The sequence below is a fragment of the Streptomyces sp. NPDC032126 genome (assembly GCF_055580085.1).
Map to the genome: position 1 here is coordinate 1,445,978 of NZ_JBVIMA010000001.1, position 15,746 is coordinate 1,461,723.

Annotated in this window: 9 protein-coding genes; 3 read left to right on the forward strand and 6 right to left on the reverse strand. The window is 74.0% G+C overall.

From position 1 onward, the window contains the following. From ACZ5NW_RS06175 to ACZ5NW_RS06200, 6 genes are all read right to left on the reverse strand, one after another. Entirely contained in the window at nt 1–1,320 is a 1,320-nt protein-coding gene (locus ACZ5NW_RS06175; protein WP_468742523.1) for an aspartate aminotransferase family protein, read from the reverse strand. Then, nucleotides 1,317–2,387: an SDR family oxidoreductase gene (locus ACZ5NW_RS06180; RefSeq protein ID WP_468742524.1), complete on the reverse strand. Its 1,071-nt coding sequence runs from the start codon at nt 2,385–2,387 to the stop codon at nt 1,317–1,319. The genes ACZ5NW_RS06175 and ACZ5NW_RS06180 overlap by 4 nt, the downstream gene beginning before the upstream one ends. A 296-nt stretch (nt 2,388–2,683) precedes the next feature. Beyond that, nucleotides 2,684–3,817: an acyl-CoA dehydrogenase gene (locus ACZ5NW_RS06185; protein WP_468742525.1), complete on the reverse strand. Its 1,134-nt coding sequence runs from the start codon at nt 3,815–3,817 to the stop codon at nt 2,684–2,686. 296 nt (nt 3,818–4,113) lie between these two features. After that, on the reverse strand, nt 4,114–6,375 hold the full coding sequence (locus ACZ5NW_RS06190) for an MMPL family transporter (protein WP_468742526.1): 2,262 nt from the start codon (nt 6,373–6,375) through the stop codon (nt 4,114–4,116). A gap of 292 nt (nt 6,376–6,667) precedes the next feature. Continuing rightward, entirely contained in the window at nt 6,668–8,083 is a 1,416-nt protein-coding gene (locus ACZ5NW_RS06195; protein ID WP_468742527.1) for a sensor histidine kinase, read from the reverse strand. A 74-nt stretch (nt 8,084–8,157) separates the two neighbouring features. Then, the gene (locus ACZ5NW_RS06200; RefSeq protein WP_468742528.1) at nt 8,158–8,835 is read right to left on the reverse strand and encodes a response regulator transcription factor; all 678 of its coding nucleotides are present in this window, start codon (nt 8,833–8,835) and stop codon (nt 8,158–8,160) included. Nucleotides 8,836–9,085: 250 nt separating this feature from the next. On the opposite strand from ACZ5NW_RS06200, the gene ACZ5NW_RS06205 reads away from it, so the two are divergent. Genes ACZ5NW_RS06205 through ACZ5NW_RS06215 form a run of 3 tightly spaced genes read left to right on the forward strand, consistent with a single transcriptional unit; the run spans nt 9,086 to nt 15,660 of the window. Beyond that, entirely contained in the window at nt 9,086–10,171 is a 1,086-nt protein-coding gene (locus ACZ5NW_RS06205) for a WD40 repeat domain-containing protein (protein ID WP_468742529.1), read from the forward strand. Next, entirely contained in the window at nt 10,168–13,071 is a 2,904-nt protein-coding gene (locus tag ACZ5NW_RS06210) for a DUF6603 domain-containing protein (RefSeq protein WP_468742530.1), read from the forward strand. The genes ACZ5NW_RS06205 and ACZ5NW_RS06210 overlap by 4 nt, the downstream gene beginning before the upstream one ends. 42 nt (nt 13,072–13,113) lie before the next feature. Further along, nucleotides 13,114–15,660 (forward strand): hypothetical protein, encoded by a 2,547-nt coding sequence (locus tag ACZ5NW_RS06215; RefSeq protein WP_468742531.1) that lies wholly within the window; start codon nt 13,114–13,116, stop codon nt 15,658–15,660. Nucleotides 15,661–15,746: the final 86 nt, after the last annotated feature.

Below are 15,746 nucleotides of genomic sequence, written 5' to 3' on the forward strand. Positions count from 1 at the left end.
TCAGCGCGTCTCCTTCCGGGAGGCGGTCGAGCGGGCAAGGGCGTGGGCGGCGGTGGTGAAGGCGCTGCCGATCCGGTCCAGGTCGGCACCGGTGAGCACGGCGGGCGGCGTCAGACGCACCACGCGGTGGGCGTTCAGGGAGTGGTTCACCAGCAGCCCGGCCTCCATCAGATGGAGCACGAGCTCACCCGCGGCGTGCTCGTCGCACAGCTCGATGCCGATCAGCAGGCCGCGGCCGCGGATGTCGACGACGGGTCCGCCGACGAGCGGCGCCAGCGTCCGCCGCAGGAGGTCCATCAGTTCACCGCCGAGGACGCGGGCGCGCTCGACGAGCTGTTCGTCGCGGATGGCGGCGACGGCCGCCGCCGCGGCGGCCATCGCCACGGGTGCGGCGGCGAACGTGGAGGTGTGCAGGAACGGGTCCTTGTCGAACGGGGCGTACGCCTCGGCCGTCGCCACGGCGGCGGCGACCGGGATCACCCCGCCGCTGAGGTTCTTGCCGACCAGCAGGACGTCCGGCCGCACGTCCTCGGCGTCGGCGCCCCACCAGGTGCCCAGCCGGCCGAGCCCGGTCTGGATCTCGTCGAGCACGAAGAACGCCCCGTGCTCGGCGCACAGGCGCCGCACGTCGGTGAGATAGCCGGGCGGCGGTACGACCACACCGCCCTCGCCCTGGACCGGTTCCAGGATCACGCAGGCCGGGTCACCCGAGGCGAGCGCCTGTGCCAGGGCGTCGGCGTCGCCGTAGGGGATGTGCTCGGCGGGCAGCAGCGGGCGGAACGGGTCCTGGTAGAGGGGCTTGGCGGTGACGGCGAGGGCGCCGGTGGTCTTGCCGTGGTAGCCGCCCGTGGCGGAGATCAGCCGGTGCCTGCCATGGGCGCGGGCCAGTTTGATGGCCGTCTCGGTGGCCTCCGCGCCGGAGTTGACGAAGTGCACCCGCTCCAGTCCCGGCGGGGTGACGCCGGCCAGCTCGGCGGCGGCGGTCGCGGCGACCGGCTCCAGCAGCAGCCGGGTGGCCATGGGGTGGCGCTGGATCTGCTCGATGACGGCCTGTACGACCCGGGGGTGGCGGTGGCCCAGCAGGAACACCCCGTAGCCGCCCAGGTCCAGATACTCCGTGGCGTCCGCGTCCCACACCCGACTGCCGTCGGAGGCGACCTCCAGCGCGGCACCGGTCAGCGAGGCGAGCCGGGCCCGCCCGGTGCTGAGGTGCCGCCGGTAGAGGGCCAGGACCTCGGCGGACGAGGCGACGGGGGGCAGGGCCGCGGAAGGGACGGCGGCGGAAGGGAGGGCCGCGGAAGGGAGGGTCAGCTCGCTCATGCCGGCACCTGCGCGCTTCGCGGTGTCGCGGCGGCCCGGACCATGCCCTTCGCCCGGGCCATGTAGGCGACCGAGGTGCGCAGCGCGGCTTCGAGATCCTCGCCGCTCGGCGCGCCGGGTAGCCCCGGCAATTCGCCGAGTGTGGTGGGGAAGACGTGTCCGTGGGCGAACAGGGCGGTCATGGCGAGCATGTCGTCGAACCGGCGCCGCGCCCGGGGATGCAGGCCCGAGATGAACACCGGGCGGATCAGACGGTCCACCATCTCCGGGCCCACCATGCGGGGCGCGACGGGGCTGAGGCCCAGCTCGCGGGCGGTCCCGAGGATCACGTCGAGGGCGCGTTCGGCGGTCAGCGCCTGGGGGCCGGCGGTCACCCACACCTCGCCCTCGCGGCGGTCCTGCCGGATCAGGGCGGCGACGGTCGCGGCCACGGCGTCCTGCGGGACGAAGTCGACGGGCGAGTCGGCCGGGAGCGGCACGAGCGGCAGCAGGCCCCTGAGCAGGCCGTGGATGATGCCGTGCATGCCCTGGAAGGAGGAGATGGCGCCGGTGGCCGCGTCCCCGATGACGACCGACGGGCGGATGATCACCGCCGGCACCCCGGCGTCGCGCACCACCCGCTCACCGGCCCGCTTGGAGTCCAGGTAGTCCTCGGGGCGTGCGGTGGCGTCCCCGTGGTCCTGGCCCATGCTGGCGCGGGTGAGGTCGGTGCGGTCCACGAACGCGGTGGACACGTGGTACAGCACGGCATCGGCGTCGGCGGCCAGTCGCGCGATCTGCCGGGTGCCCGCCTCGTTCAGCGCGTTGGTGGCCTCGGGGCCGTGGGAGAAGCCGGTGATGGCGGCGCAGTGCACGATCGCGTCCAGCCGGGAGGCGAGGTGCCGGTAGGCGGCCGGGTCGAGACCCAGCCGGGGCGCGGTCAGGTCCCCGGCGAGCCGCTCGTCGGCGCCGGGCACCTCGGCCCGGTGGGTCAGGGCGATGACATGGCAGTCGCCGAGTCGGGGCAGCAGCGCGCTGCCGAGGACACCGGAGGCCCCGGTGAGCAGAACGGTTCGATGGCAGGGCACGATCGAGCACCTCACGGACGGGTCAGCGGGCGTACAGGAGTCGATGGAAGACGGCAGCCGAGGGCCGCACCGGCGAGCCCGCCCGGCACGGCGGCGGGCCGGGACGGGGGCAAGCGGTGAAAGAGAACGACGGGCCGGACGGGCCCCGGCCATCGTCATCCGGGTGAGCCCGGTCGAGCGGGCGTGGACTGCGGCCGGGCGGGCCGGGGTGCGGCCCGGTGCCGTGGGACGCGTCCCGGCGGCGGTCCCTCAGGAATCCGCCAAGGGATCCGCCAGGGGATCCGCCAGGGGATCCGCTAGGGGATCCGCAGGGGTGCCCGGCCGGTGAAGTACTCGGCCAGCGGGGCGGCCATACGGGCCCGGGACGGCGGGTGGAAGGCCAGCGCGCGACACGCGGAGTGCAGATAGGCGATGTCGGGCGAGCCGATGAAGGCCATGCCGCCCAGCGCCTCCACACACACCGACAGCACGTGGCCGATCGCGTCCTGGACGGCATACCGGCACATCAGCGAACGGGCCAGCGTGTGCTCGTCGACGCCGGTCGCGGCGACGTCGGCGGCCAGTCCCTCCAGGGTGAGCGCGGCGGCCTCGACGGTCGTGACGGCGTCGGCGCGTACGGCCGCCTCGACGCGGTCGTTGGCCAGGGTGCGCTCGACGAGCGCCGAGGCAGCGCCGAGGTAACTCGCCGTCATCAGGGCCTCGAACCAGACGAAGCCGACGGTCTGCAACTGGTCCAGGCGGCCGTCGTCGGTGACGTCCGTCCGCACCAGCAGCTCACCGGGCACCTCGACATCGTCGAGGACGACTTCCTCGCTCTCGGCCCCGGCCAGCACCGGGCTGCCCCAGAACGGCTTCACCGACAGCCCCGGCGCCTCGGCCGGGATCAGCGCGATGGCGAGCCGCTCGGTGCCGTCGGGGGCGGGCAGCGGCAGCGAGGCGGTGAGCAGGTTCATCGAACGGGCCAGGCTGCACGGCTTCTTCGACCCGCTGAGGAACACCTTGTCGCCCTCGGTGCGGGCCGTCAGCGACGGGTTGAGGATGCCCTGGCCGGTGCGGCCCTCGGCGAAGCCGGAGGCCAGCAGCAGGTTGTCCTTGGCGATCGCGGCGAGCAGCAGCCACTCCATTCCGCTGCTGACGGCCGCCGCCTCGACGAGGGAGGCCACCGAGAAGTGGTGCATGGTGGTCGCGACCGCCAGCGAGGGCGAGCGGGAGCCGAGCGCGCGCTGGACCCGGATCGCGGTGAGCAGGTCCGCGCCGCGGCCGCCGTGTTCGGCGGGTACGAGCAGACCCGGCCCGCCGGCCTCGGTGAACAGCCGGATCCCGGGGGAGCCGGGAGCCTCCAGCTCCGGCAGCGCGGTGGCGGCCAGGCGTTCGTCCAGCCCGGGCAGCATTTCCTCGACGATGGCACGTTCACGCTGCAGATACCGCATGGACCGGGTCCCCCCACCTGGTTGCCTGACATGTATCCACCGTCGTGGCGCCCGTGGTTCGGATCGCGGGCGGAAGGCCCCGACGGCACGCACCACGCTACGAGTCGCCCATGCAGCGGCCGTGCAATGAAGATGCAGCTTTCGCCTATCAGTTCGACATGAGGTGCTGTGAGGTGCCCTGTATGGCGCGCCGCCGGATCTCCCGCACACCACCGACCGCGGCAGCCGCCGACGACGACGGCCGCCCCGGTCGGTGGGACCGGGGCGGCCGTGGAGAGGTGCGCGGTGGGAGGTGGTCAGTCGTCGAGGCCGATCCTCTGGTGGAGGCGGCGCAAGGGGCCCGGGGCCCACCAGTTGGCGCGTCCCGCCAGCCGCATGAAGGCCGGCACCAGGACGCCGCGTACCAGCGTGGCGTCCACGATGACGGCGAGCGCGAGGCCGACCCCGAGGAGCTTGAGCGGCGTCAGCGACGACGTGGCGAACGCCAGCAGCACGGTGGCGACGAGCGCGGCCGCCGCGGTGACCAGCCGGCCGGTGCGCTCCAGCCCCCAGGCCACGGCGGAGACGTTGTCGCCGGTGCGGCGGTACTCCTCCTTGATCCGCGAGAGCAGGAACACCTCGTAGTCCATGGACAGCCCGAAGGCGACGCAGAACATCAGGATCGGGGTGTCGATGTCGAGCAGTCCGGTGACCGTGAAGTCGCCGACCAGCCAGCGCAGATGACCGTCCTGGAAGATGTAGACCATGGCGCCGAACGTGGCCGTCAGCGACAGCAGGTTGAGGACGATGGCCTTCAGCGGGATGAGCAGGCTGCCGGTGAACAGGAACAGCAGCACCATCGTGGACAGCGCGATGATCCCCAGCGCCCACGGCAGCTTGTCGCCCAGCGTGGCCTTGGAGTCCACCAGCAGGGCCGCCTGCCCCCCGACCAGGACCTTGCCCGGGGCGGGATGTCGGCGCAGGGTGTCGACGAGGTCCATGCCGCGCTGGGAGTACGGCTCGGTGTCGGAGACCACGGACAGCCAGGTGCCCTTCTCGGCGCGGAAGCGCTCGGACGCCCTGCCGGGTGGGGCGACCAGCCGTCCCGAGCTGAACGAACCGGTCAGCGCGTCCACCCGGGTGATGCCGGGCAGCCGCGACAGCCGCAGGGCGTAGGCACTGATCCTGGAGGCGTCCGCGGCCGGATCGGCGTCGGGCAGGACCACGTTCAGCGGCGAGCCCTCGCGGTTGTCGAACTCCTCGCGCAGCACCTGCGCGCCCTGGTACGCCGGGGAGCCGGCGGGCAGCACCCGGTCGTCGCTGTCCCCGAACTCCGCCCGCATGAACGGCAGTCCGAGCAACACGAGCAGCGCGGCGACCGCGAGGGCGAACGGCAGCGGGCGGCGCATCACCGCCATCGCCAGCCGGTGCCAGAACCCCTCCCGGTCGCTGCGCGCGGCGGCCGTCGAGGCACCCCGGCGGACGAGGCGCCGTACGTTGAGGGCGTCGATCCGGCGGCCGAGGACGGCCAGCAGGGCCGGCAGGACCACCACCGAGCCCAGCGCGGCCAGCGCCACCACCGCGATGCCGGAATAGGCGAAGGATCGCAGGTGGTACATGGGGAAGACGAGCATCGCCGACAGCGACAGCGCCACCGTCAGCGCGGAGAACAGCACCGTCCGGCCGGCGGTGCGCACCGACTCGGCGATCGCCTCGGGCACGTCACGGCCCCGGGCGAGTTCCTCGCGGTACCGCGTGACGATGAACAGGCTGTAGTCGATGGCCAGGCCCAGGCCGAGGGCCGTGGTGATGTTGACGGAGAACACCGAGACCTGCACCACCATGTCCAGCAGGCGCAGGATGACGAAGGAGCCGATGACGGCGAGGACGCCGACGGCCAGCGGGGTCCCGGCGGCGACGGCGCTGCCGAACACCAGCAGCAGGATGATCAGCACCAGCGGCCCGGACAGCAGCTCGGCCTTGGTCAGGTCCTCCTCGCTGAGCTTCTCGATCTCCATCCGCACGCCGGTCACCCCGGTCGCGGTGACCTCCAGCCCGCCCTGTCGCCCGACCACGTCCGGCACGATCCGCGCGGCGGTCCTGCGGATCTGGTCCTCGTCACCGGCCAGCCGCACCATGATCAGACCGGTGCGGCCGTCCCGGGAACGCAGCGTGGACGCCTTGTCCAGCGTCCAGTACGAGGCGGCCTGCACCACCCCCCGTTCGTGGGCCAGCCGTTCGGTGAGCGCCGTGCCCTCACGGCTGACCGGCGGGCTGTCGATGTCGGCGTCGGCCTCGACGACGAAGACCAGGTGCGGGGAGCCGCTCGCGAAGCGGGAGTTGAGCAGCTCGTCGGCCTGGGCCGCCTCCGAGGACGGGACGGTGATGCCGCCCTCCGACAGGCGGCTCTCCACGTCCGACCCGAACGGGACCGCGACGATCAGCGCCACGAGGGTGAGCAGCAGGACCATCAGCCGACGGCGGGCCAGCCAGCGGCCCAGTGCGGCCAACCCCCGGGCGGGGACGGGCGGTACGACGCCGGGCGGGGTCTCACTGCGCACGGTGGATGGGGAACCCACGCCGCCTCCTTGGAGGTGAGTAGAGGCGCCCACGCGCACGCGGCCGCCGGGACGAAGAGCCGGAGGACCGGAGGGCCGGCCGGCGCCCTGGGGCCGACGCCCGCACGGGCGCGTGCGGGCGGGCGGCACCTCCGGGGCGTCAGCCTAGGAACGCCGGCTGCAGCACTCGGGCAGTGCAGATGCAGCGGGCGTGCAGGGGAGCGACCGGAGATTCATCTCCCCGAGCAGTGCAGGGGAACGACCGGGAATTCACCTCCCCTGGCAGTGCAGGGGAGCGACCGATTCACATCCCCTAGCAGTGCAGGGCGGCGTCCGCCGGTGGGGCGGTTGCCGCGGGGGCCCAGGCCGGCAGCCGTACCTCGGCGTGCAGCCCTCCCTCGGGTGCCTCCTGGAGCAGCAGCTGGCCGCCGCTCGCCCGGGCGAGGCTGGCGGCGATCGCCAGGCCCAGCCCCGTGCCCTGGCCGGCCACCGCCCGAGGGCCCCGCCAGAAGCGGTCACAGGCGCGCGCCCGCTCCTCCGCGCTCATGCCGGGGCCGTTGTCGACGCACTGGATGGCCACGGTGGCGGCGTCCTCGATCAGCCGCACCCGGATGGTGCTGCCGGCCGGTGCCTCGCGCAGGGCGTTGTCCAGGAAGACGTCCAGGATCTGGTCCACCGTGCCCGGCACGGCCCGTACCTCGGGTTCGCTCTCGCTCTCGACGGCCAGGGTGATGCCCTTGCCCTCCGCGCTCAGCCGCCAGGTGGCGACCCGCTCCTCGGTCACCGCCCGCGCGTCCACCGCCCGCGCGGGGTCGGTACCGGCCTCCGCGCGGGCCAGGAGCAGCAGCGCGTTGAGGATGCCGGTCATCCGGTCGACCTCCGTGAGCGCCTGGTCCAGGCTGCGGGCTCCCTGCGTCCGCATGTGCGGCTCCAGGTTCTCCAGCCGCAGCCGCAGCGCGACCAGGGGCGAGCGCAGCTGGTGGGAGGCGTCGGAGACGAACGCCTTCTGCACCTTCACCTGTTGCTGGACCTGTTCGGCCAGGTGGTTGAAGGTCTCCGCCAGCACCCGCAGGTCCGGCGGCCCCAGATGGACGGGGACGCGGGCGTCGTGGTCGCCGGACGCGAACCGGCGGGCGGCCGCCTCCAGGTAGCGCACCGGGCGCAGGATCCACCGGGCCAGCGGCTCGGCGAGGAAGCCGCTGGCCGCCAGCGCCAGCGCGGAGATCACCGCGACCAGCGTCCAGGTGGTCACCTGCTCGACGTGCAGATCGTCGAGGGACGAGCACACCGCGACGACGCCGATGAGCCGCCCGTCGTCGATGACGGGCACCGCCACCACCAGTTCGTCGGCGAGTCTCGTCGTCTCCCCGTCGGCCGAGTCGGTGAACCGGCCGCGCAGCGCGTCCTGGACCACCTTCTGCCGGGCCAGCTCCTCGGGCGCGAGCAGACACAGCGCGCCCTCCACGTACCGGCCGTGGGCGTCGAGGACATGGGCGCAGCCGCCCGTATGGTCCTGGAGCTGCGCGATGTGGTCCCGCAGGACCCCCCGCTCGTCCCCGTCGCGCAGCGCCCTGGCCGCGACCGGTGACAGCTCCCGGGCCTGTTCGACGCGGGTGTGCACCAGGTGGCGCAGTGCCTCGTCGCCTCGTTGCATCGCCAGTGGCAGCCCCAGGACGGCGATGACCGCCGCCGGCAGGGCCACCAGTGCCGCGATCAGATGATGCCGCACGATATCTCCCCCGATATGGCGTGGCCGCGGCACCGCGCGGCGCACGTATGTGGCGATCGTCGCTCTCGCCCCGGTCACACCTGCCCCGGCAGCACCAGACGGAATCCCACCCCCCGCACCGCTTGTATCCATTCCCGGCCGCCGAGCTTGGACCGGAGCGAGCCGATGTGCACGTCCAGCGTGCGGGTCGAGCCGTGCCAGTTCGGGTCCCACACCTCGTTGATCAGGTCTTCCCGCTGCCGTACCGCGCCCGCGTCGGCGAGCAGGGCGGCCAGCAGATCGAACTCACGGCGCGTCACATGCACGGCGGCGCCGTCCACTTCCACCTGCCGCGCCCGCGGGTCCACCGTCAGCGGCCCGAACACCCACCGTTCCTCGGCCTCGCCGCCGCCGGCCGACCGGGTCGGCGACGGGGCGTGCACCCGGCGGGCGACCGCCTCCATGCGCGCCAGCAGCTCGCGCATGCTGTACGGCTTGACCAGGTAGTCGTCCGCGCCCGCCTGGAGCAGCAGCACCCGGTCCAGTTCCTCGGCCCGGGCCGTCACCGCGATGATCGGCACGGCCGACTGCTCGCGCACGCGCCGGCACACCTCCTGACCGTCCAGGTCGGGCAGCCCCAGATCCAGCAGCACGAACTCGCTGCGCTGTGCCGCTTCCAGTGCCTCGACGCCGCTGTCCACCCAGTCGACGTCGTGTCCGAATCGCTGCAGGGCCTCCGTCAGCGCCTCCGCGATCCGAGTGTCGTCTTCCACCACAAGCACCTGCATGAGTGCACCCCCGTTGCAGTGGAGCCGTCCCCCTGACGACCCACCTCGACATCGGAAGACAATTTATGGCACGCGTACGAAAAACTCCGGTGAACCGAGCGAAGCCGGTCGCGGTACGTCATGTTTCGGCCAACGGAGAAGGATCATGGCCCTCCCCGGAAGGCCCGTGGAAAAGCCGCGAAGACCTCCGGCCCGCCTCTACGCCGGGCACCATGCGTGACGCTACGGTTGCGGAATGCAGACGAGTCGGCCGGGCACCGTGGCGCTCACCGTCGAACACGAGGGCTCGGTCCAGGCCCTCGCCTTCAGCCCCGACAGCACCCGGTTCGCCAGCGGGGGCGACGACTCCGTGCTGCGGGTGCGCACCATCGGCGTCGGCGCCCCGCTGGACGTGGCCAGTGACGGTTCCGTGTCCGCCATCGCCTTCCGGCCCGACGGCGCCGCGTTCGCGGTGGCCGACTTCGAGCAGGTGTTCCTGCGCTCCGCCGCGACCGGAGCGGTCCTCTGGCAGGGGCCGCTCCAGCCGGGCAACTCGGTGAACACCGTGGCCTTCACGCCGGACGGCAAAGTCGTCGCGACCACCGACACGGCCGTCTTCGTCCTCGACGGGGCGAGCGGCGCCACGGTCCAGCGGATCCCCGTCGACAAGCCGCTGATCGCCGACGCCGACCTGAGCCGCGACGGCACCCGCATCGCGCTCGCCATCGACGAACGCCACGGCGGCGACCACCGCTTCGCCGGATCCGCCCGGGTGCTGGATCTGGCCACCGGCACCGAGACCGGGAGGCTGACGCCGGACAACGCCGTGTTCGCGGTCGCGTTCAGCCCCGACGCCTCCCAGGTGCTGTGCTGCGCCGCCGACGACACCACCCGGCTGTTCGACGCCGACGGCGGAGCACAGGTCTGGCCGACCGAGGACGACGTCGACGACCAGGTCACCGCCCCTAACTGCCTCGCCTTCGACCCCAAGGGCCGCTGGACCGTCGTGGGCGGTGCCGACGGGTTCGCGCGGGTTCTGGAAGCGGCGTCCGGGGTGGAGAAGGGCCGGGCACCCCGCCAGCCACCCGGGGGGCCCGAGGCGGAGTTCGGGGCCGTCACCCACGTCGCCTTCCACCCCGGCGGCAAGCTCGCCGCCAGCGCCTCCATCGACAACGTGGTGCGCGTGTTCCACCTCGACGGCAAGGAGTACTACACGGTCTCCACCGAAGAGGTCCTGGCGATGGGGTTCAGCCCGGACGGACGCTGGCTGGGCATCGGCACCTTCGGCCGCGCCCTGGTGATCGACAACGGCGAACCCGGCCACACGGGTGAGGTGCCATGAATCCGCAGGAGCTGCTGCACCAGGTGGCCGACCAGCTGCGCGCCCTGGTCCGGGACGCGGTCGACGGGCTGGTCCACCAGCTGCCCCAGGTCGGCGACGAGCCCTCGGCCGCCGGTACCGTCCTGGCCGGACGGCTCCTCGCGGTCCACGACCGGCTGCCCGCCGGCAACTCTCTCGTGGAGCTCGTCCGCGAGATGCTCGGCGACCTCGGCGCCGGCGCGCCGGTACGGCTGCACGGCTGGCGGCGAGCCCCCGGGGCACCCCTCGGCGTGGCCCTCGTACTGACCGAACCGGCCGGGCCCGCCGCCGGGCGCGCGGTGCTCGGGATCACCCCGGACGGACCGGTGTTCGACATCGTGGTCACCCCCGGGGCCGTGCTGTCCCTGCCGCCGACGGCCACCGGGCCCTGGAGCGCCCAGGCGGACATCGCCGCGCCGGACGGCTGGGACGCCGCGGTCGGCCCCGGCCTGCCGCCCGCGCCACCCGCCGGCACCGCGACCGTCCGCCTCCAGCGCACCGGCCGACTGACCGCCGGCATGACCGACGGCCCCGGCGTCAGCGTCAACGGCATCGCGCTCACCGTCACCGCCGCCCCGGCCGCGCCGCCGGCCGTTGACATCCAGCTACGCGAACTCGACGCCGCCGTCCTGCCTGCCGCCCTGGCCCGGCTCGTCGGCGCCGGCGGGGCCGCGCCCCTGACCGGCGGATCCGGGTCGGTCACCGTCGACCTGCGCGCGGACCGGGCCGGTGGGCTGCGCTTCACCACCACGGGCGCGCTGCGCGTCGTACTGCCGCTACGGCTGAACGCTCCCGGCGTACGCACCCGAGGAGCCGCCCTGGAGCTGACCGCGGAGACAGGACAGCCCCGGCTGGCCCTGTCCGTGTCGCTCACCGCCGGACTGCCGGGGCTGCCCCTGCGCGTCTTCCTCGACGGAGCCGGGATCGACCTGCCCGTGGCGCTGTCCCCGGCGAGCAGGCCCGGCCTCGACCCCACCCGGCTGCGCGAGCTGTTCCCCGACGGCATCGGTACCGAACTCACCCTGCCCCCGGTGTCCGGCGGCGGCCTGGTCCGCCGCACACCGGACCAGGGCTACGCCGGGCTGATCTCGATCGACCTCGGCGTGCTGCGCCTGCAGGCCGTCGCCCTCTTCCGGCCACCGGCCGGAGCGACCCCCACCAGCTTCCTGGTGCTGCTCGCCGCCCAGTTCCCGCCACCCGGCATCGAACTGGGGCTGGGCTTCGCCCTCGACGCGATCGGCGGGCTCGTCGGCGTCAACCGGCGCGTCGACGTCACCGCGCTCCAGCAGCTCGTCTGCGACGGCAACGCCGACCGCGTGCTCTTCCCCGACCACGCGGTGGAGCGCGCCGGACAGATCGTCGACGCGCTGGGCTCGGCGTACCCGGTGGCCGCCGGGCGGTTCCTGGTCGGGCCCATGGTGCGCATCACCTGGGGCGGGCGGATGGTGCAGCTGTCCGGCGCCCTCATCCTCGACCTGCCCGCCCCGGCGCGCGCCGTCCTGGTGGGGCGCCTCCTGGTCGGCGTGCCCGATCCGGTCGTCCCCCTGATCCGGCTTCAGGCCAGTGTCGTCGGCCGTATCGACCCGGCGGTTCCCGTGGTGGAGCTGCTGGTGTCGCTGGCCGGCTCCTGGATCGTCGGACTGGCCGTGCGCGGCGAGATGTACCTGCTCGTACGGGGCGGTCAGGAGCCGGAGTTCGTACTGTCCGCCGGCGGCTTCCACCCCCGCTACCCGCGCCCCGCCGGCGTCCCCGCGCTGCGCCGGCTCCAGATCGACCTGGCCCCCGGCGGCGGCTTCGGGCTGCGCATGGAGGCCTATTTCGCGGTCACGTCCAACGCGGTGATGTTCGGCGGCCAGGTGCAACTGGACGCGACGATCGCGGGCTGCGGCGTACAGGGCTGGCTCGGCCTGGACGCCCTGTTCGTCTTCGACCCGGTGTTCGCCTTCGCCGTGCACGTACGGGCCGGGGTGGCGGTGCGCGCGTTCGGCCACCGGCTGGCCGGGATCGGCCTGGACTTCACTCTGGAGGGCCCCGCCCCCTGGCACGCCTTCGGCACCGGCAGCATCTCCGTGCTGTTCTGGGACGTCGACCTGGACTTCGACATCCGCTGGGGCTCCCCGCCCGCGGTCGCCCCGCGTGCCGGACGCGACCCGCTGGAACCGCTGCGCTTCGCCGTCGCCCAGCCGAAGGCATGGGTGGCCGAACGCCCGGCCGTCGAACGCACCGCCCTGGTGTTCACGCCCGCGGCGAACGAGAAACTGGCCAGGGGAGAGCTCGTCCACCCGGACGCCACCCTGCGCGTCACCCAGGAAGTGCTCCCGCTGGGCGTGCCGATCTCCCGCTTCGAGCGCCGGCCCGTGCCCGCGCAGACGTGGACGATCAAGGAGATCACGCTCGGTACGCCCCGCCCCGCCCAGGGCCTTCCGTCGCTGCCCGAGCGGTTCGTGCCCGGCGAGTTCTTCGACCTCACCGAGGACCAGCAGCTCAGCACCCCCGCGTTCGTCAGCCACGCCGGCGGGGTCCGCGCGGGCACCGACGGCGCCCGGCTCGGCACCGGCCACCGCGTCGACGACGGCTACGAGACGGGCTACGAACCGCCCCTGCACGCACCGGAGTTCACCGCCTGGCCGGGGCTCTTCCACCGCGAGGCGTCCTACGCGCTCAGCGCCGCCGAACGGCTGGAGCGCTGGCGCGTCCCCGAAGCGGCCGTCCAGGTGCGCCCGCCGACGCTCAGCGTGGTGGCCGCCGGCGACCTGAGCCCCCTGCTCGCCGACGTGTCCCTCGTCGACGCCACCGCGGACGCCTGGGAGGCGACGCGCCTGCGCCTCGACGATCCGCACGCCGCCGTTCGGCTCGTCGAGAGCTGGGAGCACGGCGCATGAACCCCTCGGGGAACCGGACCCCGGCCGCAGCGGGAGCGTGACATGAGTACGCGATGGTTCTTCTCCTCCGCGCGGCTCGGCGCGGCCGCCTCGACGACGGGCCCGGCCCTGCCGACGGGCGTGACGTTCGCCCGCGAGATCGGCGGCCGGCACGAGGAACAGCCGGCGCCGGGCCCCACCCTGTCGCTGATCGGCCCCGGGCACGTGCTCGGCTTCGACCGCACGATGGTGCTGCGCGAGGAACCGCCCCGCGACACCGCCCAGGCGGCCGAGAACACTCTGGCCGCCGTCGAGTTCGCCCACGCCGACCTGCCCTGGCTGTTGTCCCCGGGCTCGGCCGGCACCCTCTCGGGGCCGACCCCGCAGCCATGGCTCGTGCTGATCGTCCTGGCCGAGGACGAGGCGGCCCCACCGCGCGACGGCAACCCGCTGCCCGTGCTCACCGCCCCGGTCGCCGCGCTGCCCCCGCTGGCCGAGCGCTGGGCCTGGGCGCATGTGGAGGCCCGCCTGCCCGACACCGTCACCGACCTCGGCGCCGCCCAGCAGCTCACCGAGCAGGGGCTGCGCACCCACTCGGCCGACGTCGTCGCACGCCTGGTGTGCCCGCGCAGGCTGGAGCCCGACCGGGGCTGGATCGCCGCCGTCGTACCGGCCACCGCGGCGGGGCGCGCCGCGGGACTGAACGCCGCGGTGGACGCGGCGGGAGGGGCCGACGCCTGGCCGGCCGGCGCCGGGGACACCGTCGACCTGCCCGTCTACCACTGGTGGACCTTCCGCACCGGGGCGGCGGGCACCTTCGAGGAACTGGCGCGGCGACTGCACTTCCAGCCGGCCGCCGACGCCGGACTCGGCACCAGGACCATCGACGTCAGCCGCCCCTGGCCCGCCGAAACACCGGTGGGGCGGGCCACGGTGGCGATGGACGGCGCGCTGCGGGTGCCGGGGCCGACGGGGCCCGAGACCTGGTCGGACCCCGCCGCCCAGGACCACTTCCGCGACCTGCTCCGCCGACGCCTCGACGCCCCGGCCCGGCGCCGCGCCGAGACCGGACAGCCGGGGGAGGAGCCAGGCGCGGGTGCCGGGCAGCCGGTCGACGACCGGGACCTCGTCGCCGTGGCGCCGCCGCTGTACGGCAGTCACCACACCGGGCAGCAGACCGTGCCCACCGACCCCGACGCCTGGATGAGCACGCTCAATCTGGAGGTACGGCGCCGGGTCGCCGCCGCGCTCGGGGCCCGTTACGTGCAGCTGGAGCAGGAGTTCCTGATGGCGCGGGCCTGGGAGCAGGTCGGCGAGATCCGGCGGGCGAACCGGCTGCTCGCCGTCGGTGAGCTGGCCGCCGCCGCTGCCGAACAGGCCCAGCGCAAGCACCTCGACCCGTTGAGCGTGGCCGACCTCGTCACCGTCATGGCACCGGTGAGCGCCCGTATGCCGCTGGCCGCCACCGGACCGGTCGCGGCCCCGACCACCCTGGCCGGCCTGCTCGCCGCGTCGCCCCTTCCCACCGGAACGGCCAGCACCTCCTTCGTCCGGCTGACCCGCCGCACCGGCGCGCTGGCCCGCCGCGCCGACCGTGTCGCGACCGGCCAGGCCCCCGACGGGCAGGCGCCCGCGCCGGTCATCGAGCAGAAGCTCGGCGAGATGGGCATGTTCGACGCCGACGCGCCCGAAGCCGGGCTGCCGGGCGAACTGCGCGCCGGGATCAGCCCGCCGAGGTTGCAGGTCCTGCGGCTGACCGACCGGATCCCCGCCGCGTTCTGGGCGCGCCGCAGCGACACCGAGGCCCGCCCGCTGCGGCCGGTCATGGCCCACCCCACGTTCACCGTGCCGATGGCCCGGGAACTCCTCACCCGCTGGCCGGAGTGGGCGATCCCGGGGATCAGCACGCTCCCGCCGGACACGGTCACGCTCCTGGAGACCAACCCGGAGTTTGCCGCGGCCCTGCTCGTCGGGCTCAACCAGGAGTTCAACCGGGAGCTGCTGTGGCGGGAGTTCCCGACCGACCAGCGCGGCACGCCGTTCGCGCGGTTCTGGCCCGGTGACGAGGCCGACATCGACGAGATCGCCGGCTGGCCCTCGGACGCCCCGCTGGGCAGCCAGATGCGCACCGGCGGCGAGGGCAGCCTGGCCCTGCTGGTGCGCGGTGAACTGCTGCACCGCTTCCCCAGCACCGCGCTGCTCGCCGTGCGCGGGGAGAACGGCAGGCTGCCCGCCGACTTCGGGGGAGTACCGGCCACACCGCTCCCCCTCGACGAGTCCACCGTGCTCTACCTGTTCTCCGGGATCGACGAGGAGCGGGCCGTCGCGGAGGACTGGTTCTTCGTCTTCCGCGAGCCCATGCGGGGCACCCAGTTCGGATTCGACTCCGGCGGGCCGATCGAGCTGAGCACCTGGGCCGACCTCACCTGGAGCGGCGTCACCGTGGACTCCGGACGGTTCGTCCGCCTCAGCCCGCCGCCCGCCACCCCGAGCGCGCTGCCGCCGGGCGACGCGGCGGTGTGGGCCCGGGACGCGGCCGACATGGCCCGCATCGCCTTCCAACAGCCCTTCCAACTCGCCTTCCGCGCCGCCACCTTGCTCGGCCGCTGAACACGACCACCGAACCGCCCGCCCACTGAACACAACCGCCGGGCCGACCGACCGCTCACCGCCAGGCCGCTGAACACAGGAGCACA